The 19,690-nt window shown below is 72.8% G+C and carries 19 protein-coding genes, 1 tRNA gene and 2 riboswitches; of the genes, 9 read left to right on the plus strand and 11 right to left on the minus strand.

Annotated elements, in window-relative coordinates; genetic code table 11:
• Nucleotides 1–44: 44 nt before the first annotated feature.
• From ACFQQJ_RS14820 to cobI, 6 genes are read right to left on the minus strand one after another with little or no spacing between them, the layout of a single operon-like run.
• The gene (locus tag ACFQQJ_RS14820) at nucleotides 45–689 is read right to left on the minus strand and encodes a precorrin-8X methylmutase (RefSeq protein WP_377107626.1); all 645 of its coding nucleotides are present in this window, start codon (nucleotides 687–689) and stop codon (nucleotides 45–47) included.
• Nucleotides 686–1,912: a CbiX/SirB N-terminal domain-containing protein gene (locus ACFQQJ_RS14825; protein ID WP_377107628.1), complete on the minus strand. Its 1,227-nt coding sequence runs from the start codon at nucleotides 1,910–1,912 to the stop codon at nucleotides 686–688. The genes ACFQQJ_RS14820 and ACFQQJ_RS14825 overlap by 4 nt, the downstream gene beginning before the upstream one ends.
• Nucleotides 1,909–3,624, minus strand: a complete 1,716-nt coding sequence (gene cobJ, locus ACFQQJ_RS14830) for a precorrin-3B C(17)-methyltransferase (protein ID WP_377107630.1) — start codon at nucleotides 3,622–3,624, stop codon at nucleotides 1,909–1,911. The genes ACFQQJ_RS14825 and cobJ overlap by 4 nt, the downstream gene beginning before the upstream one ends.
• The gene (gene cbiE, locus ACFQQJ_RS14835; RefSeq protein WP_377107632.1) at nucleotides 3,621–4,295 is read right to left on the minus strand and encodes a precorrin-6y C5,15-methyltransferase (decarboxylating) subunit CbiE; all 675 of its coding nucleotides are present in this window, start codon (nucleotides 4,293–4,295) and stop codon (nucleotides 3,621–3,623) included. Before cbiE ends, cobJ begins: the two co-directional genes overlap by 4 nt.
• A complete protein-coding gene (gene cobM, locus ACFQQJ_RS14840) occupies nucleotides 4,292–5,170 on the minus strand; it encodes a precorrin-4 C(11)-methyltransferase (protein ID WP_377107634.1) in 879 nt (292 codons plus the stop codon). Before cobM ends, cbiE begins: the two co-directional genes overlap by 4 nt.
• Nucleotides 5,086–5,844 (minus strand): precorrin-2 C(20)-methyltransferase, encoded by a 759-nt coding sequence (gene cobI, locus ACFQQJ_RS14845; protein ID WP_377107636.1) that lies wholly within the window; start codon nucleotides 5,842–5,844, stop codon nucleotides 5,086–5,088. Before cobI ends, cobM begins: the two co-directional genes overlap by 85 nt.
• A gap of 28 nt (nucleotides 5,845–5,872) precedes the next feature.
• Nucleotides 5,873–6,042: riboswitch (cobalamin riboswitch) on the minus strand.
• On the opposite strand from cobI, the gene ACFQQJ_RS14850 reads away from it, so the two are divergent.
• Together ACFQQJ_RS14850 and ACFQQJ_RS14855 are read left to right on the plus strand one after the other, a co-directional pair.
• On the plus strand, nucleotides 6,043–6,996 hold the full coding sequence (locus ACFQQJ_RS14850) for a cobalamin biosynthesis protein (RefSeq protein WP_377107637.1): 954 nt from the start codon (nucleotides 6,043–6,045) through the stop codon (nucleotides 6,994–6,996). It begins immediately after the preceding riboswitch.
• The gene (locus tag ACFQQJ_RS14855) at nucleotides 6,993–7,724 is read left to right on the plus strand and encodes a cobalt-precorrin-6A reductase (protein ID WP_377107639.1); all 732 of its coding nucleotides are present in this window, start codon (nucleotides 6,993–6,995) and stop codon (nucleotides 7,722–7,724) included. The genes ACFQQJ_RS14850 and ACFQQJ_RS14855 overlap by 4 nt, the downstream gene beginning before the upstream one ends.
• A 12-nt stretch (nucleotides 7,725–7,736) precedes the next feature.
• On the opposite strand, the gene cobF is transcribed toward ACFQQJ_RS14855, so the two are convergent.
• Genes cobF through cobO form a run of 3 tightly spaced genes read right to left on the minus strand, consistent with a single transcriptional unit; the run spans nucleotide 7,737 to nucleotide 11,550 of the window.
• Nucleotides 7,737–8,501 carry a precorrin-6A synthase (deacetylating) gene (gene cobF, locus ACFQQJ_RS14860; protein WP_377107641.1) on the minus strand — a complete coding sequence of 255 codons (765 nt, stop codon included), beginning with the start codon at nucleotides 8,499–8,501 and terminating at the stop codon, nucleotides 7,737–7,739.
• On the minus strand, nucleotides 8,498–10,942 hold the full coding sequence (locus tag ACFQQJ_RS14865) for a cobyrinate a,c-diamide synthase (RefSeq protein ID WP_377107642.1): 2,445 nt from the start codon (nucleotides 10,940–10,942) through the stop codon (nucleotides 8,498–8,500). Before ACFQQJ_RS14865 ends, cobF begins: the two co-directional genes overlap by 4 nt.
• Complete coding sequence (gene cobO, locus ACFQQJ_RS14870; RefSeq protein WP_377107643.1) at nucleotides 10,936–11,550, minus strand: cob(I)yrinic acid a,c-diamide adenosyltransferase; 615 nt, start codon at nucleotides 11,548–11,550, stop codon at nucleotides 10,936–10,938. The genes ACFQQJ_RS14865 and cobO overlap by 7 nt, the downstream gene beginning before the upstream one ends.
• A 66-nt stretch (nucleotides 11,551–11,616) precedes the next feature.
• On the opposite strand from cobO, the gene cbiT reads away from it, so the two are divergent.
• The 5 genes from cbiT (at nucleotide 11,617) to ACFQQJ_RS14895 (ending at nucleotide 15,084) form a co-directional block, all read left to right on the plus strand.
• Complete coding sequence (cbiT, locus tag ACFQQJ_RS14875) at nucleotides 11,617–12,204, plus strand: precorrin-6Y C5,15-methyltransferase (decarboxylating) subunit CbiT (RefSeq protein WP_377107645.1); 588 nt, start codon at nucleotides 11,617–11,619, stop codon at nucleotides 12,202–12,204.
• Nucleotides 12,205–12,275: 71 nt separating this feature from the next.
• Nucleotides 12,276–12,409: riboswitch (cobalamin riboswitch) on the plus strand.
• A gap of 30 nt (nucleotides 12,410–12,439) precedes the next feature.
• Nucleotides 12,440–13,123: an energy-coupling factor ABC transporter permease gene (locus ACFQQJ_RS14880; protein WP_377107647.1), complete on the plus strand. Its 684-nt coding sequence runs from the start codon at nucleotides 12,440–12,442 to the stop codon at nucleotides 13,121–13,123.
• Nucleotide 13,124: 1 nt separating this feature from the next.
• Nucleotides 13,125–13,481 (plus strand): energy-coupling factor ABC transporter substrate-binding protein, encoded by a 357-nt coding sequence (locus tag ACFQQJ_RS14885; protein WP_377107648.1) that lies wholly within the window; start codon nucleotides 13,125–13,127, stop codon nucleotides 13,479–13,481.
• A complete protein-coding gene (gene cbiQ / locus ACFQQJ_RS14890) occupies nucleotides 13,481–14,239 on the plus strand; it encodes a cobalt ECF transporter T component CbiQ (RefSeq protein WP_377107650.1) in 759 nt (252 codons plus the stop codon). Before ACFQQJ_RS14885 ends, cbiQ begins: the two co-directional genes overlap by 1 nt.
• Entirely contained in the window at nucleotides 14,236–15,084 is an 849-nt protein-coding gene (locus ACFQQJ_RS14895) for an energy-coupling factor ABC transporter ATP-binding protein (RefSeq protein ID WP_377107652.1), read from the plus strand. The genes cbiQ and ACFQQJ_RS14895 overlap by 4 nt, the downstream gene beginning before the upstream one ends.
• Here the strand turns inward: ACFQQJ_RS14895 and ACFQQJ_RS14900 are convergent.
• On the minus strand, nucleotides 15,042–16,481 hold the full coding sequence (locus tag ACFQQJ_RS14900) for a cobyric acid synthase (RefSeq protein ID WP_377107654.1): 1,440 nt from the start codon (nucleotides 16,479–16,481) through the stop codon (nucleotides 15,042–15,044). The two genes, ACFQQJ_RS14895 and ACFQQJ_RS14900, sit on opposite strands and share 43 nt — an antisense overlap.
• 74 nt (nucleotides 16,482–16,555) lie before the next feature.
• Here ACFQQJ_RS14900 and cobT point away from each other — a divergent pair, with 74 nt between their 5' ends.
• A complete protein-coding gene (gene cobT, locus ACFQQJ_RS14905; protein WP_377107655.1) occupies nucleotides 16,556–17,599 on the plus strand; it encodes a nicotinate-nucleotide--dimethylbenzimidazole phosphoribosyltransferase in 1,044 nt (347 codons plus the stop codon).
• Nucleotides 17,600–18,159: 560 nt separating this feature from the next.
• On the opposite strand, the gene ACFQQJ_RS14910 is transcribed toward cobT, so the two are convergent.
• A tRNA-Ala gene (locus ACFQQJ_RS14910) sits at nucleotides 18,160–18,235 on the minus strand.
• Between the two features lie 168 nt (nucleotides 18,236–18,403).
• On the opposite strand from ACFQQJ_RS14910, the gene ACFQQJ_RS14915 reads away from it, so the two are divergent.
• A complete protein-coding gene (locus ACFQQJ_RS14915) occupies nucleotides 18,404–19,684 on the plus strand; it encodes an aspartate aminotransferase family protein (RefSeq protein WP_377107657.1) in 1,281 nt (426 codons plus the stop codon).
• The last annotated feature ends 6 nt before the right edge of the window (nucleotides 19,685–19,690 follow it).

Raw genomic sequence — 19,690 nt, forward strand, 5'->3', positions numbered from 1 at the left:
GTGTCCTTTCGGTGGCCCGCGGTCGTCGTCGGCCGCGGTCGGGGTCAGCCGGTGCGTCCGTCGGTGCCGCACAGGGCGTTGACGGCGGCAACGGTGACAGCGCTGCCGCCGCGGCGTCCGCGCACGACGAGGTAGTCCATGCCCAGCTCGTTGTCGGCGAGGGCCTGCTTGGACTCGGCGGCTCCGATGAAGCCGACCGGGATGCCGAGGACAGCGGCGGGCATCAGTGCGGGGTCGTCAGTGAGGATCTCGAGCAGGTGGAACAGGGCCGTGGGTGCATTGCCGATCGCGACCACCGATCCGGGCAGCTGGGGCCGCCACAGTTCGACGGCTGCGGCGGTCTTGGTGGTGCCGAGGTCGGCGGCGAGGTCGGCAAGACGGGGGTCGCCCAGCAGGCACACGACGTCGTTGTCGCGGGGCAGGCGGGAGCGGATGATGCCGCTGGCAACCATCCGTGAGTCGCACAGGATCGGGGCGCCGGCCCGGAGGGCATGTCCGGCCGCGGTGGCGAGCCCGAGGGACCAGGCGAGGTCGTCGAGCAGGTCGATCTGGCCGCTGGCATGCACCATCCGGATGGCGACCGCCTGCAGGTCGGCCGGGATGCGGTCGAGGTCGGCCTCGGCGCGGATCGTGGCGAACGACTGCCGGTAGATCTCGGCGCCGTCGGTCTCGTAGCGGTAGCGGCTCATGCGTCGTCCCGCACGAACTGGAGCATCCGGTCACGCAGGGCCCGGGACCGGCGGGGGTCGTGGTCGGCGAGGACGGCGATCGTGGCGCCCTCGAGTTCGGCGGTGGCGGGTGTCCAGGCCGAGCCGAGTTCGGCCCGGTCGGCACGGACGCAGAAGGTGTGCCGGGCTTCGGCCGCGGCCGCGACCTGTGCGTTGAGTTCGGGATCGTCGGTGGCGGCGAGCACGTACCAGGCGCCGTCCAGGTCGGAGGCGAGGTAGCCCCGGTTGTGCCACTCGATCACGCCGTCGTCGACGAGTTGCGCGAGGGCCGGGTGCAGATCGGGGGCGACAACGGTGACGTGGGCACCGGCGGCGAGCAGCTTGGGGATCCGGCGCCGGTTGACGCAGCCGCCGCCGATGGCCACCACCTTGCGTCCGGCGAGCAGCAGACCGGTGAGGTAAGCCGGCGAACCGAGGTCGGTGCGGGCGGTGAGCATGCCTTCGCGGTAGCGCTGCGCGACGACGTCGGCGAGCTCGGGACAGGCGCCGATCACGCCGGCGACCCGCACGCTGGTGTCGGGGTGGATGGCGGTCCAGGCGTCCACCGCCTGCTGCACCCAGGTGCTGAGCCGGCCGGGGAACAGATAGTGCGGCATCACGACGATGCGACGGCTGCCGGTGGCGTGCGCCGTGTCGAGCGCCTCGGCAACGCTCGGGCCAGCCACCTGGATGAACGCGGGCAGCAGGCTGGCGTAGCCGCCCGTCTCGAGCAGGACCCGGCCCAGGCGGGTGTGGTCGGCGTTGGCATCGGTGACGCTGCAGCCGCGTCCGACGAACACCACGCTCACCTCGTGGGCGGCCCAGTCGCCGCGGGCGCTGTCGATCCGTTGGCGGGCCGCGGCCACCAGGCCGGCGGGGGCGCCGAGGTGGCGGGTGTAGACGACGGTGGCGCCCCGGTGGTCGCGTCGGCCGGCCTCGATCGCCGCGGGGATGTCCTCGCGGACGTGGCCTCCGGACCCGATCATCAGCGGCACGACGACGGCGCCGGCCCCGTCGCCGTCGAGGACGGAGGACAGCGCCTGGTCGATGGTGGGTGGCGTGAGTTCCACGAAACCTGCCTCGACCCGGACGCCGGGCAGCAACCCGCGGACCCGTGCGACCAGGGCGTGGCACTCGGCGACGCCGGCGGCGTCGCGGGTTCCGTGCCCGGCGATGACCAGCGGCGGGGCGGTGGTGGGGGTCATCGGTTCATCCAGTGGTAGTCGCGGGGGGTGACCATGACGGTGCGCCCGGCGCCCGCGGTCAGGTACCGGGTGGTCGAGGAGCCGACGACCACCAGGGAGTTCATGTTGACCACGTCGACGTCGAAGTCGGCGATCGTGGAGAGGGTGATCCGCTGCTCGGGGCGGTCGGCCTCCTCGACCACGGCGACCGGGGTCTTGGCTGGTCGGTGCTCGGAGAAGATGGCGAGCGCGTCAGGCAGGTGGTGCAGCCGGGTGCGGCTGCGCGGGTTGTACAGCACGGTGACCAGGTCCGCCTCGGCGGCGGCCCGGAGCCGGCGAAGGATCGTCTCCCAGTCGGTGTGCAGGTCGGACAGCGAAATGGTGGCGTGGTCGTGGCCGAGCGGGGCGCCGAGGATCGCGGACGCAGCGAGGCTGGCGGTGACGCCCGGCACGATGTCGACGTCGATGCCGTCGGTGCCCTGCTCGAGGGTGGGGGAGGCCATCGCGTAGATCGCCGGGTCGCCGGAGCAGACCAGAGCCACGTTGTTGCCTTCCCGGGCGAACTGGATAGCGGCCGCGGTGCGCTCCTCCTCCTTGCCCATCGGCGTGCTGGCGATCCTGGTTCCGGGGCGCAGCAGGTCCTTGACCTGGGCGACGTAGGGTCGGTAGCCGACCACGATCGATGCCGCCCGGATGGCCTGCTGGGCGCGGGGGGTCGTGAGGTCGCGGGAGCCGGGCCCGAGCCCGATCACGGTCAGCTTGCCGCGGGCCGGGAGGCGTCCGATCGCGCAGGTGGCCTCTGGCGTGCGTTGCTTGGGCACCACCAGAGTCGCCCCGCGGGCGAGGACGGACGCCTCCGCGACGCTCGGCGTGCCGACCGCCGCCTGCGCGTGGTCGCTCGGGTTGGGCACGTCGAAGCCGGCGAGGACGCCGGCCGGGTAGGTGACCAGTGGCACGCCGAGGCCCGCGGCCAGTTCGACGAGGCCCGGTTCGTCGGCCTTGGCGTCGACCGTGGTGATCGCCGCCAGCGAGCCGGGGGCAAGCCTCGCGTCGGCGAGCGTCCGGTGCAGGAGTTCTCGCAGGGACGCCGCGGTCGTGCCCCGGTTGCAGCCCAGGCCCGCGACCAGGCTGGGCGGGTTGAGAACGACGGTGGGAAGCGTGGAGCCGGCGGTGGTCCGGTCGGTGACGAGAACGATCCCGACGCAGTTCGGGGGCGACGCGTCGCCCGGGCCCGCGACGACGACATTCGACGGCAGGGCCGGGATCGGCCAGGGCTGGCTGCGGGCGAGGGCGACGGGTTCACCGTCGAGGATGGCGCGGGTGACGCCGGCCACGTCTCCCGAACAGGCCCAACCCAGGGTGTCCAGGCCGGGCAGTCCGGCCGCATCGGTCGCGGTGGTGACCACAGCGGTCGCTCCGAGCCCGGCGGCGATCGCGCGGGCGAGGTCGTTCGCTCCGCCGCCGTGTCCGCCGACCAGGGGGACCACGAACTGGCCGGCTTCGTCGATCACGACCACGCCCGGGTCGGTGCTCTTGGACTCCAGGAGGGGAGCGATGATCCGGGTCGTCGCGCCGAGGGCGAGGTGGCTGACGACCAGGTCGCACTCGGCCCAGGCCCGGGGGAGCCCCTGGACGGCGCCCTCGGGGTAGCGGCGGGTGGTCTCGCCGAGGATGGCGTCGATCTGGTCCGCGCGTGCCCGGCTGGCAGCGCCGCCGGTGACCTGTCCGATCATTCGGGTTCTCCAAGGGTCGGGTATGGGGCGGGGGCGCCCGGGCCGGCGATGCTTCCCGGCCACGGAGCGTCGTCGTCGCTGGGGTGGCGGCTGAGGATCAGCACGACGTTCGGTTCCCGCGGGGTGGCGTCGAGGGCCTGTTCGCTGGTCAGGACGGTGACCTGCTGGTCGTCCTCACCGAGCCGTTCGGCCAGCACGAACCAGCGGCCGATGCCTGCCAGCCCGGCGGCGAGTTCGCGTACGCCGTGGTCCGCTGAGGTGAACACGGCCACCTTGTCGGTGTTCCGGGCGAGGTCGAGCGCTGGTTGGAGGGGGCGGCCGTGCACGCTGACCACCGCGGCGTCATCCCAGGGCAGGCCGATCGCGGCGAAGGCGGCCGCGATGGACGACACCGCCGGTACCACGGCGGGTCGGAGCCCCGCAGCCCGAAGGGCGCGTACCACGCCGAAGTACAAAGGATCGCCACTGGCCACGACGACCACCTCGGCCTCGGCGCGACCGGAGCCCAGCTGCTCGATCGCCGCAGCCAGCGACCCGAGGACGATGCGGCGATCCTCATCGACGTCGAGCCGGTCGAGGTGCCGGGCGCCGCCGACGACGACGTCGGCGGCCGCGGCCGCGATCCGCAGTTCCACGCTCGGGCGCCCGAGGAGCCCGTACACGGTGATCATGCGGGGTCCCGCGTGACCAGCGGCGTGCCGTCGGCGGACCGGTACTCGTGTCGGAACCCGGGGTGGTAAAGGTGGCTGCGAGTGCGGGCGGTCTCGGCGAGGGCGGGTCCCACGAGCACCACGGTGTGCTTCCAGAGCTTGTGCTCCTTCATCGACGCCGACAGTTCGTCGAGGCGGCAGCGCAGCATCAGCTCGTCCGGCCAGCTCACGCGGTAACCGACGATGCACGGTGTCTGGGGCGGGTAGCCGCCGGCCAGCAACTCGTCCTGCAGCACCTTGTTGCGGGCCGCCGACAGGTAGAGGGCCATCGTGACGCCGTGCGCGGCGAAGCCGCGGACGGTCTCCCGGTCGGGCATCGGGGTGCGGCCGCCCTCGAGGCGGGTGAGGATGAGGGTCTGGGATACCTCCGGGATGGTGATCTCGGCGTCCATCCGGGCGGCGGCGGCGGAGAAGGCGGACACCCCGGGGATCGTGCGGTGGGGGATGCCGATCCGGTCGCAGATGCGCCGCTGTTCGGCGGTGGCCCCGTAGATGGACGGGTCGCCGGTGTGGACGCGGGCCACCAGCAGGCCCTCGTCGTGGGCGCGCTGGTAGAGCGGGGTGATGTCCTCCAGCGACTCGCTGGCCGAGTCGATCACCAGGGCGCCCGGCCTGGCGCCGGCGACGATGGCGGGGTCGACGAGGCTGGACGCCCAGATCACGATGTCGGCCCGAGCGATCACCTGCGCCCCGCGCAGGGTGATCAGGTCGGCGGCACCGGGGCCGGCGCCGACGAACACGACCTCGCCGGTCACAGCCGGCCGCCGGTCTCGGTGCGGGCGGGTGCGACGAGGACGGTGGAGAAGTAGGGCGCCCGGTCGGTGTCGACGTCGCACAGCGGGGTGATGGTCTCGCCCGGAAGTCCGACGTCCACCCCGAGCACTCCGTCCCGCCCGGCGTCGCGCACCACGGCGAGGAGGGCGGCGAGCTGGCGCCCGCCCTTGTAGGCGACCACGGTGTCGGCGTGTTCGAGGGCGGTTCGGACGGCCTCGAGGCCGGCGGTAGCCGGCACCAGGCTGAGGCTTTCCTGACCTTCGACGAGCGGGGTGAGGCTGGCCGCGGCGAGCGCCTGCATGGCGGTGATGCCCGGCACCACCGAGACGGTCAACCCCGGTACCGCCGCGCGCACGTGGGCGGCGAGGTAGGAGAACGTCGAGTAGACGCTCGGGTCGCCGACGGTGGCGAACGCAACGGTGGTGGCGCCCCCGGCGAACGCCGCCTCTGCTGCCTGGGCCGACGCCTCCCAGGACTGGCGGCGCTTCTCGCCGACACCCCGTCGTTGGGCCATGCTGAAGGGCACCCGTCGCAGCTTGCCGGCCGCGCCGGGACAACCGGCGAGCACGACCTGCTCGGCGCGCCCGGCATCGTCGCCGCTGGCCTCGGTGCTGGGAACCAGGATGACGTCGGCACGGTCGAGCGCCGCCTGCGCCTTCAGGGTGAGCAGTTCCGGGTCGCCCGGGCCGACGCCCACCCCGATCAGGGCAGGCGTGGAAATGGCAAAGCTGTCCATGGAGCCTCCTCAGGTGTCCTCGCCCGATGTCGTCGCTCTGCAGTGAGGCGAGTTCCTGGCTCCCGGACGAAGCCGGTTACAGTGGCGGGACCGCCCCGGACTTGCCCATCGGGCTCACCGGAGTTCCTCTGCACATCTCTGCGGTGTTCAGTCTGACACACTCGAGTACGGAGAATTACCACCAACGAAAGGTTGGTCATGGCAGCTCGGCGGACCGGCGTCCTCGCGGCCGGACTCGGCCTGGGGTGGCTGGCCGACCAGCTGCTCGGCGACCCGCGCCGCTGGCACCCCGTGGCCGGCTTCGGGCAGCTCGCCGTCGCCCTCGAGCAGCGCCGGTACGCTGACGACCGGACGCGCGGCGTGCTGCACGAGGCCGTTCTGGTGGGCGGCGCACTCCTGTTGGGCGGCGCGATCCAGCGGGTGGTGCGCGATCGGCCCGTCCTGTCCGTGCTGGCCACGGGTGCCGCCACCTGGGCGGTGCTCGGCGGGCGCTCGCTGGCCCGGGAGTCGGAGGCGATCGCCGCTCGGCTGGCCGCCGACGACCTGCCCGGGGCGCGGGCCCGGGTCGCGAACCTGGTCAGCCGGGACCCGCAGTCGCTCGATGCCGACGGGGTCGCCCGTGCCGCGCTGGAGTCGGTGGCCGAGAACACCTCCGACGCGGTCGTCGCGCCCCTGCTCTGGGGTGCGGTGGCCGGCATCCCGGGCCTCCTCGGCTACCGCGCGATCAACACCCTCGACGCGATGGTGGGCTACCGCAACGACCGGTACCGCAACTTCGGGTGGGCGGCGGCGAAGCTGGACGACCTCGCGAACTGGCTGCCGGCGCGGCTCACCGCCGCTTTGGCGACGGCCGCAGCGCCCCTGGTCGGCGGCGACCCGTCCGACGCGGTTCGTGCGGTCCGGGAACACTCCGGGCAGCACCCCAGTCCGAACGGTGGCGTGGTGGAGGCCGCTTTCGCCGGCGCGCTCGGCGTGCGCCTAGGCGGATGCAACACCTACGGCGGGGTGGTCGAGGACCGTGGCGAGCTCGGCTTCGGCCCGGCGCCGGCGCCGGCGGACCTGGCGCGCGCGAACCGTCTGGCGCTGGCCGTGTCGGCCGGTGCCGCCGCGGTGACGGTGGCGCTCGCGATGTCCCTCGGACGCCGACGGTGAGCATCCTGGTGCTCGGTGGCACTGCCGAGGCGCGGGAGCTGGCCGGGCTCCTGGTCGCCGCGGGCGTGCCATTGGTGACCTCGCTGGCCGGCGACGTGGCCGAACCGAGGCGCCCGGCCGGCGCGGTGCGGATCGGTGGCTTCGGCGGGGCTGACGGACTGGCAGCCCACCTTCGCACCCACGACACCACGGCGGTGGTCGACGCCACCCACCCGTTCGCCGAACGGATCACGGCGAACGCCGCCGCCGCGTGTGCCGCGACCGGAGTGGCGTTGCTGCGGCTGTCGAGGCCCGGTTGGGCGGGCCGGCCCGAGGCCGCCGGGTGGCAGTGGGTGGACGGCCTCGACGGGGCTCGCCGCGCTGCCGAACGGCTCGGGGCCCGGGTGTTCCTCGCCATCGGTCGGCAGGGCCTCGCCGCGTTCGCCGGCTGGACGGACCGCTACGTCCTGGTGCGTGTCGTCGACGCCCCCGAGGTCGATGTACCCGGCAGCTGGGAGGTGCTGCGGGCGCGGGGGCCGTTCTCCTTCGAGGCCGAGTGCGACCTGCTCCGCAGCCGCTCGATCGACGTGCTGGTCACCAAGGACTCCGGTGGCCCGACGGAAGCCAAGCTGGACGCTGCGGCGCACCTCGGCGTGCCGGTCGTGGCGGTGCGCCGACCGCCGGTCCCGTCGGGCGTGCCGGTCGTCACCACGGTCGCTGAGGCTTTCGCCTGGGCGGCGGCGCGCTGAGCGCGGTCGGAATCAGCGGCGGCGCAGCAGGTACGTGTCGAACATCCAGCCCTTGCGCGCCTTGGCCTCGGCGCGGCGGGCAGCGATCTCGTCACGCACCTTGTCCAGCGGCCCGGCGATGAGGATCTCGTCGCCCGTGCCGAGGTAGGCGCCCCAGTAGATGTCCAGGCCGGTGGGGTCGATGGTGGCGAACGCCTGCCCGCCGTCCAGCATCACGACCACGTCGTCGATTCCGTCGGGCAGGCCGCCCCGCAGCAGTCGGGCCGGGCTGATCTGCAGTGCCCGGCCCTGCCGGTTGAGCGGAATGCGGTGGCGGGCGGCGAGGGCGAGGACGCTGCTCACGCCGGGGACCACCCGGAGCCGCAGCGGTTGGCCGGTGGGTGCCTGTCCGGCCAGCTCGTCCACGATCGCGAGGGTGCTCTCGTACAGGCTCGGGTCGCCCCAGACGAGGAAGCCGCCGCTACGGCCGTCCTGCAGGGCGGCTTCCACGGCGGCGCCCCACTGCCGGAGGCGCTGGGCGCGCCAGTCGGCGACAGCGGCGTCATAGTCCGGTGCGGTGCGCCAGGGCCGAGGCGGGTCCCTGAGTTCGACGGTTCGTAACGGGGTGTGTCGGTGCTGCGCGATGACCTGGCGGCGAGCCTGCACGAGGTCGTCCAGCTCATCCTCCTTGAGCACGACGAACAGGACGTCGATCTCCCGGATCGCCCGGACGGCTTCGAGGGTCAGCCAGTCGGGGTCGCCGGCGCCGATGCCGATCAGGACGAGTTCGCGGCTCATGACGGGCCTCCGGTGAGGGTGCAGAGGGCACGGACGAGCCGGTCGGCGACGTCGGGTCGAGGGACCTTCACCCGGATCCAGGTGGGGCCGAGACCGGGGAACGACTCGCCGCGCCGTACGGCGAACCCGTGGCCGGCGAGGGGTTCCCTGACCGAGGTCGGCCCGCAGGCGGAGGTGTCGATGAGGACGAACGGTGCGCTGCTGCTGGTGGTGCCGAACCCGGCCTCGGCCAGGGCAGCCACCAGGTGCTCGCGGTGGTGGGCGACCTCGGCGTAGCGCGCGGCCGCCTCGGCAAGTGCCTCCGGGGTGCTGGTGGCCACCATGGCTGTGGCTGCCGGTGTGGAGACGGGCCACGGGGGTTGGGCCGCGGCGAGGCGGGTGATTAGGGACGGGTCGCCGACGACGTAGCCGACGCGCAGCCCGGCCAGCCCCCACGTCTTGGACAGCGACCTCAGCACGAGCATGTCGGGCATCTCCGGGCCGATCAACGACTCGTGCTCGTCGGTGGCGTCCATGAACGCCTCGTCGACGACCAGCAGCCGCCCGCGGGCCAGGGCGCGCAGGTCGTCGCGGCGGTGGAGCCAGCCGGTCGGATTGGTCGGGTTGCCGACGAACACGGCGTCGGCCCAGGCGGGAATGCCGCCGAGGTCGGGGGTGGGGGTTCCCGGCGTGATGGGTAGCAGCCAGCGCTGGACCGCGTGCCCGGCGACGCGGAGAGCGGCCTCGGGTTCGGTGAACTGGGGATGGACGACGAGGGGGTGCGCGGCGGTGAGGGTGCGCGCGATCAGCGTGAACGCCTCGGCCCCGCCGGCCGTCGGCAGGACCATGTCCGGGCTGACGTCGTGCCGGCGGGCGATCGCGTCCCGCGCGGCCGTGACGTCGGGGTAGCTGCCCAGGTTGGCCATGGCGGCGGAGATCCGGGACGCCAGCCAGTCCGGCGGGCCGGGCAGCATCACGTTGACGGCGAGGTCGACGAGGTCGGGCCGGGTGTCCTTGTCGCCGTGGTGGTGCAGGTCGATGCCGTCGATCTGCTGCGGGTGAGCAGGCGGCGCAGCGGCGACGCTGCGTTCCGCGAAGCCGGCCGCGGCGTCGGCGAATCGTTGTGCGCTGCCCGGGGAGCCGGCCCAGTGCTGGTGCAGGTAGGAGGCGTGCAAGGTCGGTGCGCCGGTGCCGGCCGGATCGGTGGAGAAGCCTTCGGCCGTGTCGGCCCACGTCCACGCGGGCGACGTGCCCGTGCCCGGCAGGGTCGCGGTGCGGTGGAATTCGTGACCGGTGACGCTCGTCCCGGCTGCGGCGAGCAGGGTTTCCGCCGGCGCCGTGGCCCGGCGGTAGCCGAGGGACAGACGGGGCGTCATGCGGGCCGACGTGGGCAGGGCGCCGACCATCGGGTGGCCGTCGAGGTGCTCCCCGAGGTAGAGCTGCCCGGCGCACTCGGCGACGGTTGGCAGCCCGTCCGCGATGGCCAAGCCGATCGCCGCGCGGAGGGCGGCATTGCGGCTGAGCTCGACGGCGTGCACCTCGGGGAAGCCGCCGCCGATGTACAGGCCGGCCAGCCCGGGTGGCAGGTGGTCGTCGGTGAGCGGGTCGATCTCGGTGACCCGGCAGCCGGCCGCCTCGAGCAGTTCGGTGGTCTCGGCGTAGCGGAACGTGAAGGCCCGTCCCGCGAACACCCCGACCAGAGGCCGGCCGCTGACCGGGGTGACCACCGCCCCGGGATCCCACGGCGCGGCGTCCAGATCGGGCGCGGACGCCGCCACGGCGAGCACCGCCTGGAGGTCGACGTGTTCGGCCACATGCGCGGCGAGCGCCCCGATGGTGTCGGCGGACTCCCGTCGCTCGGCCGCCGGGACGAGCCCGAGGTGGCGCGACGGCGCGGAGATCGCGGCGCTGCGCGGCACCATGCCAAGCACCGGCAGGCCGGCGGCGGCGAACACTGCGGCGAGTTCGGAGCCGTGACGGGCGCTGGCTACCCGGTTCACGACGACCCCGGCGATCCGCACCCGCGGGTCGAAGCCGCGGAGTCCGAGGGCGGCGGCGGCGGCCGTCCGGGAGGAACCGGAGGCGTCCACCACGAGCAGCACGGGGGCGTCCAGCAGGCGGGCGACGTGCGCGGTGGAGCCGAAACCGTCGCGGCCGAGCTGGCCGTCGAACAGGCCCATCACGCCCTCGATGATCGCGACCTCGGCTGGTGCCGGGGTGAGGGCGCCGTGCACGAACAGCGGGCGCACCAGGTCCTCGCTGGTCAGCACCGGGTCGAGGTTCCGTCCGGGACGGCCGGTGGCCAGCCCGTGGTAGCCGGGATCGATGAAGTCAGGACCGACCTTGAACCCGGCGACCTCGTGGCCGGCGGCGCGCAGCGCACCCATCAGGCCGGTCGCGATGGTGGTCTTGCCTGCCGAGGAGGCCGCGGCGGCGACGACGAGGCGGGGGACGGTCACCATTCGATGCCCGCCTGCCCCTTCTGGCCGGTGTCGAAGGGGTGCTTCATCTTGGTCATGTGGGTGACGGTGGTCGCGATCCCGATCAGCTCCGCCGGGGCGCCACGTCCGGTGACCACCACGTGCTGGGTGCCGGGACGGTCGCGGAGAGTGGCGACCACGTCGGCGACCTCGATCCAGCCCCAGGTCAGCGGGTAGGTGAACTCGTCCAGGACGTAGAGGGTGTGGCGTTGCGCGGCGAGACGGTCCTTCACTTCGGCCCACGCCTCGCGTGCGGCCGTGGACTGGTCGGGTTCGGCGTCGGGCTTGCGCACCCAGCGTCGGCCTGCACCGGTCGCGAACCACTCGACCTCGCCGCCGGCGCCGGTGCGCCGGTGTTCGGCACCGAGCGCCTCGAGTGCGACCTGCTCGCCGGAGAGCCACTTGCCGGACTTGACGAACTGGAACACGCCGATCGACCAGCCCTGGTGCCAGGCACGCAGCGCCAGCCCCATCGCCGCCGTGGTCTTGCCCTTGCCCTCGCCGGTGTTGACCACCAGGGCCGGACGCAGCCGCCGCTCGCGAGTGCTCAACCCGTCGTCCGCGACCTGGGCGGGCGCGCCCTCAGGCATGACGGGTCGGGTGCCGGCTGGTGCTCACGGGCCATGATTGTGCCCCATCTGGCTAGGGTGCTCGGCATGAACGCCGATCTGCCCGCCGTGCGCCAGCTCAGCGCCGGGCTGCCCGACGAGGCCTTCGCCACCGACGGCCTGCTCACCAAACGGGTGCTGCGAGCCCACGCCCTGGCCATGCTGTCGCCGGTCGGGGACGAGTTGCTGTGGGATCTCGGCGCCGGCACGGGCAGCATCGGCATCGAGTGGTGCCGCCTCCATCCCGGCAACACGGCGGTGGCGGTGGAACGCGACCCCGACCGTGCCGCCCGCATCGCGGCCAACGCCGCCCGCCTCGGAGCCGCCCACCGGGTGCAGGTGCGGGTGGCGACGGTCGCCGACGTGCTGGACGATCTGCCTGCGCCGGACGCGGTCTTCGTGGGCGGCGGGGTGGAGGCCGGCATCCTGCACGCCTGCTGGGACGTCCTCGCTCCAGGCGGGCGGCTGGTGGCGCACAGTGTCACCGCCGAGTCCGACGCCGTCCTGCTGGAGGCCTACCGCCGGTGGGGCGGCGACCTCGCCCGGATTGGGGTCGAGACCGCCGAGCCGATCGGCCGGTTCACCGTCTTCCGGCCGCTGCGGACGGTCACCACCTGGACGGCCACCAGGCGCTGAGCCGCGTCCCCTGCTGCGGGCGACCGCCCGGCGCGGGGTGAGACGCCCATCCCAGAATTGCGCAATCGTGCGTATCGGCGACGGTTCGGTGCAAGGATCGGCCTGCCGTCCACGACACGGAACCCGGTGCGAATCCGGGACGGTCGGGCCACTGTGACCCCAGCGACGGGGGAGTCAGATACGTGCGTGGGCGACGGTTCCTTTAGGCCACGTCACCTAGAAAGGGAACTCGCCGATGCATATCGCTGAGGGATTCCTACCCGTTGTCCACTGCGTCGCCTGGTACGCAGTCTCCGCCCCGTTCGTCATCCACGGCGGCCGCAAGGTCGTCCAGCAGGCGAAGGAGCATCCGGAGTCCCGGCTGCTGCTCGCCGCCGCCGGTGCCTTCACTTTCGTCCTGAGCTCGATCAAACTCCCTTCGGTCACCGGAAGTTCCTCGCACCCGACCGGCACCGGCCTGGGCGCGGTCCTGTTCAAACCACCGGTGATGGCGTTCCTGTCCACCATCGTCCTCGTCTTCCAAGCACTGCTGCTCGCGCACGGCGGCATCACGACCCTGGGTGCCAACGTGTTCAGCATGGGCATCGCCGGGCCGTGGATCGGCTACTGGTTCTACAAGCTGTCCAACCAGCTCAAATGGAACCAGAACGTCGGGGTGTTCCTCGCTCTCGCGTTCGCGGACCTGTCCACCTACCTGGTCACCAGCATCCAACTCGGGCTCGCCTTCCCGGACCCCGTCTCCGGCCTGGCCGGCTCGGTGGCCAAGTTCCTCGGCGTGTTCGCCATTTCCCAGATCCCGCTGGCCATCGCAGAAGGCATCCTCGGCGTGCTGGTGTTCCGGTTGCTCACCGACGTCGCCAAGCCCGAGCTGGAGCGCCTCGGCGTCCTGCCCGGTTCGATGAAGGCGGAGGTGGCCTGAGATGAGCAGGAAGACCTGGACCACGATCGCGCTCGTCGCGGCGCTGGTGATCATCTTCGGCGTGAGCTTCGTCATCGGAGGGATCCACACCAACCCGGACGAACGCTTCGCCGGCACCGACTCCGTGGCCACCTCGACGATCGAGGAGGCGAACCCCGGCTACGAGCCCTGGTTCGAGCCCTTCTTCCAGCCCGAGTCCGGTGAGGTCGAGTCCGGCCTGTTCGCCCTCCAGGCGGCAATCGGCGGCTCCATCCTCGGGTTCGCCATCGGTGGCCTGTGGGGTCGCCGCCGCGGCGAGAAGGTGTCCGCCGGCGAGCCGGCTGCCGACGGCTCCGCGGCACCCGAACCCACGGCCTGATGGCCCACGGCCTGGCGCTGGACCACGCTGCGTGGTCCAGCCCCTGGCGGGCTCGTTCGGTTCGCGACAAGGGCCTGCTGTCGGTCGGGCTGCTGCTCGCCGCCGTCTCCCTGCCGCCCTTCCCCGGCGGCGTGCTGGTGGCAGTGGCCAGCCTTGTCCTCCTGCTGGGCCCGATTCGGGTGGGCTGGGCCCGACTCGGGCGCGTCCTCTGGATCCCGCTGACCTCGATCCTGATCGGCGTCGCCACCGTCGCGGTGAGCGTCAACTGGGATGGCGGACTCCGCGTGCAGCTGACGCCGGAGGGACTGGCGACGGCCGGCGGTCTTGCCGTCCGCGCGTTGGCGGCGACCCTGGCCATGTTCACCCTCGCCTGCTCGACCCCGATGATCGATCTGCTGTCGAGCCTGCGCCACGTACGGGTCCCCGACGCGCTGATCGAGATCGCGGCGCTGATCTACCGCTTCAGCTTCGGGCTCCTCGAGAGCGCCGGCGCGATCCACCAGGCCCAGACCGCCAGACTGGGCTACGCCAGCCGGTCGGCGGCCATGCGCTCGGCGTCCATGGGCGTGGCGGTGCTGTTCCTGCGGTCGTGGGACCGCGCCCGCCGGATGGAGGCCGGCCTCGCCGGGCGCGGCTACGAGGACGCGCTGCGCACCCTTGAACCTGCGCGGCGCCGGTCATCGGCGTTCCTCGCCGCAAGTATCGCGCTGCTGGTGGTCATCGCCGGCGGCGCCCTGGCCTGGGAGGTGCTGGCGTGAGCCACCGTCGACTGTCCGCTTCCGCCCTGGCGGTGTCGTTCGGCCACCGCGAGGTGCTGCGCGGGGCCGACCTGGAGATCCCTCGCGGCAAGCGGCTGGCCCTGCTCGGAGCGAACGGTTCGGGCAAGACCACCCTGCTCCGCACCCTCGCTGGCTCGCAGAAGCCGACCGGCGGCGCCGTCCTCGTCGATGGGAAGCCGGTCACGTTCGACCGGGCCGGGCTGCGCACGCACCGGCAGGTGGTCCAGCTCGTCGCCCAGAACCCCGACGACCAGCTGTTCGCAGCCGACGTGTTCCGGGACGTCTCTTTCGGCCCGCTGAACCTGGGTCTGTCCGAGGTCGAGGTCCGCCAACGGGTGGCCAACGCGCTCGCGGTGCTGTCGATCGAGGACCTTGCCGAGCGTCCGATCCACGAGTTGTCGTACGGGCAGCGCAAGCGGGTCGCGATCGCCGGCGCCCTGGCGATGGAGCCGTGCGTGATGCTGCTGGACGAGCCGACCGCCGGGCTGGACCCACAGGGGGTCGACGAGATGGTGGCCGCGCTGGAGAGCCTGCTGGATGCCCACACGACGGTGGTGATCTCCACCCACGACGTCGAGTTCGCCCTGTCGTGGGCGGATTCGGTGGCCGTCCTGGTTGAGGGACGGGTGCGACATGGTTCGGCGACCGAGCTGCTCTCCGACCCAGAGCTGGTGTCGGCGGCGCGGCTGCGGCAGCCGTTGGTGCTGCAGGCGGCACGGATGCTCGGGGTCGCCCCCGAAGGCGTGACCGACATCGACACGCTCGTCGCCGCGGTGCAGGCTCAGAGCCCCGCGCGCGACAGCATCGCGTCGAGGTCGGCGTGAGCCTCCAGTGCGTCCGCGAGCTGGTCGAGCATCTGGGTGCGGCGTTCGGCGAACCCCGGTGCTTCCGTGTCCGGCCGCCAGCTGGAGCCGACCTCGGCGGCCAGGTCGCTCAGCCAGGCGCGGCGGAAGCCGTCGTTCTCGAACGCGCCGTGCCAGATCGTGCCCCAGGTGTTGCCGACGCGGACCCCGTCCAGGAACGGTTCGCCGCCGGTCGGCTCGACCACCCCGTGGTGGATCTCGTAGCCGACGACCTCGTGGCCCCGCCAGGTGCCGCGGGGGCGGCCCAGCTGCTTCTCGGGGCTGAAGCGCACGCTGGCCGGCAGCAGGCCGAGGCCCGGCTCGGTGCCGCGGGCGGACTCGACCGGGTCGTCGATGACCGCGGCCAGCATCTGGTAGCCGCCGCAGATGCCCAGGATCGGACGGCCGGCGGCTGCCCGGCGCTGCAGGGCGTCGGCCAGTCCGAGCCGGCGCAGCCAGTCGAGGTCGGCGATCGTCGAGCGGCTGCCCGGCAACACGACGAGGTCCGCGCTGTCGATGTCCGGCGGGCTCGCCGTGGCGAACACGTCCAGGCCGGGCTCGGCCGCCAGCGCGTCCAGGTCGGTGGCGTTCGAGATGCGGGGGAACCGGATGGCCGCCACCCGCAGCGTGCCGGCACGGCCCGGCAGCCGGGGCCACTTGGCGAACGCGAGCGCGTCCTCGCTGTCGAGCCACACCTGGTCCAGCCACGGCACCACCCCGAAGCACGGCAGGCCGGTGCGGGCGGTGAGCTCGTCCAGGCCCGGGTCGAGGACCGACTGGTCGCCGCGGAACTTGTTGATCAGGTAGCCGGCCAGGGTCGCGCGGTCCTCGTCGTCGAGGATCCCCCAGTGGCCGTAGATGGACGCCAGCACCCCGCCGCGGTCGATGTCCCCGACGAGCACGACAGGCAGGCCGAACTCCCGAGCCAGGCCGAGATTGACGTAGTCGCCGGCGCGCAGGTTGATCTCCGCCGGCGACCCGGCACCCTCGGCGACCACCAGGTCGTAGGACGCCGCCAGCTCGCGGTACGCCTCGAACGCCGCCGTCGCGAGCCGCGTCCGCCCGGTCGCGTACTCGCCGGCCTCCAGCGTGCCGCCGGGCTGGCCGCGCAACACGATGAACGCCCGCCGGTCGGTGGCCGGCTTCAGCAGCACCGGGTTGTGGAGCGACGACGGCTCGACACCGGCGGCCAGTGCCTGCAGGTACTGGGCGCGTCCGATCTCCGAACCGTCCGGGCAGACCATCGAGTTGTTGCTCATGTTCTGCGCCTTGAACGGCGCCACTCGGATCCCCTTGCGGGCCCAGGCCCGGCACAACCCGGCGGTGATCAGCGACTTGCCGGCATCCGACGAAGTGCCCGCCACCAGGATTCCCGCCACCCGTGCATCCTCCCACGCTTCGACGCGCAGCCCGCGCGCATCGAAACACGCAACCACTGAAGGAGAACACCATCATGAGCAGCCCTGCCGTGCGTACCCCTGTCCAGGCCCCGAGCAATGCCGCGTACGCCGCGGCCCGCACCCTCAGTGACGGTCAGGCCAAGCCGCTCGGCGCACTGGGCGACCTGGAGACGTTGGCGGCCTGGGTGGCGTCCTGCCAGGGCACCTGCCCGCCGCGCCAGCTCGACGACGTCCGCGTCATGGTGTTCGCCGGAGACCACGGGGTCTCCGCGGACGGGGTGTCGGCCTACCCGGCGGCGATCACGCCGGCGATGGTGTACGGGATCGCCAGCGGCCACGCCGGGGTGTCCGCGCTGGCCGCGGCCAACGACGTGACCGTGCGCATCTACGACCTGGGCGTGGCCGTCGACTTCCCCGACCTGCCGGCGGAGATCAGCCGGTTCAAAGTCCGTCAGTCCTCCGGCGCGATCCACCTCACCGACGCGCTCACGCGCGCCGAGGTGGAACAGGCGCTGGCGGCCGGCGACACCATCGCCGCCGAGCAGATCGCGGACGGTGCCCAGCTGCTGATCTCCGGCGACCTCGGCATCGGCAACACCACCATCGCCGCCGCCCTGATCGCGGCGTCCCTGGGCGTGCCGGCCGCGGCCGTCACCGGGCGCGGCACCGGGATCGACGAAGGCACGCTGGCTCACAAGACCGCCCTGATCGAGGCCGCGCTGGCCCGGGCGGGAGCGCGCGTGACCGATCCGGTCGAGCGGCTGGCCGCCCTCGGCGCCGCCGACTTCGCCGCAGCGGTCGGGTTCATCACCGGTGCCGCGCGGCGCGGCGTGCCGGTTCTCCTGGACGGGGTGATCGCGGTCGCGGAAGCGCTGGTCGCCGAGGACTTCGCTCCCGGCACCAAGGCCTGGCTGCAGGCCGGCCACCGTTCCACCGAGCCCGGGCAGGCGCTGGCGCTGGACCGGCTCGGGCTCACGCCGCTGGTCGACTTCTCGATGCGGTTGGGTGAGGGCAGCGGCGCCGTCCTGGCGGTGCCGATGGTGCGCTCCGCTGTCGCCGCGCTCACCGGGATCGCCCAGCTCTCCGACCTGACGTGAGCGCCCTCGCCGGGCTGCGACCGGCGGTGCGTTCGTTTGGTTCGTCCCTGGATGGCGGACTGGTGGTGCGATCAGGCCTTCCCCGAGTTCGAGCGTCGCCTGCTACGGCGGGCTGATTGATGGCCTGGGGGGGGCGACCCGGCGGATCGGCGCGTGCAGGTCGCGGCTTGTCCACGAGCCCACCGAGCGGTCATGAACTGAACAGAGCGCCCGGTGAGCGGCAGGTTCGTGCGGTCGAGGGGAGGTTCAGCTGCTCGCGCTTCGTCAACGATCGAGACCGTGGCTCTCGGTAGAACGGGCCGGTGTCTCAATGGCGTCGACGCAACCCGTCGCCGGTGTGCCCTGAGTTCGGCGGCGCTCGGAACAAGGCGATTCTCATTTTCGAGGGAGAGTTGCTCAAACCAGCGGCGTTTGCAGCTCGCGCTGACGAGGGGGTTCGTTCCTGGCCGGCGATCCTCTAGGCCGATTCCGAGGCGTCTGGATGGTGCACGATGGCGCAAGCGGGGGGTTGGGAATCTCATCAGGCGATGATGCAAGATGCCCTTGAGTAGGGCGGTTTGTGGTGGAGCTAAGGGGATTCGAACCCCTGACCTTCTCATTGCGAACGAGACGCGCTACCAACTGCGCCATAGCCCCAGGTGCTTCAACAGCCCGACCAGCCTAGCATCAGGGCCGCCCGCACAAGAAACCGGGAACGGGGGCGCAGCGAGGCCCGACCGCGGCCCCGGAGGAAGGGTGGCGATCCCGGCGCGGTGAGCGCCGGACACCCGTCCGTGCCTGCCCGGGGAATGGTAGGAATCGGGCATGCATCCGGACCCGCGGGCCGAGCGGCTGATCCGCTACGGCGGCCATTTCTCCGACTTCGTGCCGGCGCGCGCGGCGGGCAGCTACCTCTACGCAGCAGACGGACGGGCGGTGCTCGACTTCACCTCGGGGCAGCTCAGCTCGATCCTCGGCCACAGCCACCCCGAGATCGTCGAGGTGGTGGCCGCGGCGGCCGCCGAGCTCGACCACCTCTACTCGGGCATGCTGTCCGAGCCCGTCCTGCGCCTGGCGGAGGCGCTCACCGACCTCGCCCCGCCGCCGCTGGACCGGGTGATGCTGCTCAGCACGGGCGCGGAGTCCAACGAGGCCGCCCTGCGGCTGGCCCGCCTGGTGACCGGGCGCCACGAGGTGGTCGCCTTCGCGCAGAGCTGGCACGGCGTCACCGGCGGGGCTGCCGCGAGCACCTACGCCTTCGGACGCCAGGGGTACGGCCCGCAGGGCGTCGGCCATCTCGCCATCCCGGCACCGGACCTCCTACGCGGCCCCTTCCGCCGTCCGGACGGCTACGACTGGCGCGCCGAGCTCGACTACGGGTTCGCCCTGGTCGACCGGCAGTCCACCGGCAGCCTCGCCGCGTTCATCGCCGAGCCGATCCTGAGCACCGGCGGCATGCTCGAGCTGCCCGAGGGCTACCTGGCGGCGCTCGCCGAGCACTGCCGGCGCCGCGGCATGCTGCTGATCCTCGACGAGGCCCAGACCGGCATGGGCCGCACCGGCACCATGTTCGCCTTCGAGCGGGACGGCGTCGTGCCCGACATCCTCACGCTCAGCAAGACCCTCGGCGCCGGACTGCCGCTCGCGGCCGTCCTCACCTCGGCCGAGCTGGAGGAACGCGCCCACGAGCGCGGCTACCTCTTCTACACCACCCACGTCTCCGACCCGCTCCCGGCGGCGGTCGGTGCGAAGGTCATCGAGATCATCGTCCGCGACGGCCTCGTCGCCCGTGCCGCGGAGGCCGGCGCCCGCCTCAAGGCCGGGCTGACCGCGCTGATGGACGCCCACGAGTGCGTCGGCGACGTCCGTGGACGCGGGCTCCTGCTCGGCCTCGAGGTCGTCACCGACCGCGACACCATGGACGCCGACCACGCCAGGGGGGCCCGGATCACCGATCGCTGCCTCGAGCTCGGCCTGTCGATGAACATCGTGCAGCGCGAGGGGATGGGCGGGGTGTTCCGGATCGCGCCGCCGCTCACGGTCACCGACGCCGAACTCGACCGGGGGCTGGAGATCCTCGCCGAGGCCATCGCCACCACCGGCTGACGCGAC

The organism is Propionicimonas sp. T2.31MG-18 (genome assembly GCF_964266745.1).
Lineage (GTDB): Bacteria > Actinomycetota > Actinomycetes > Propionibacteriales > Propionibacteriaceae > Propionicimonas.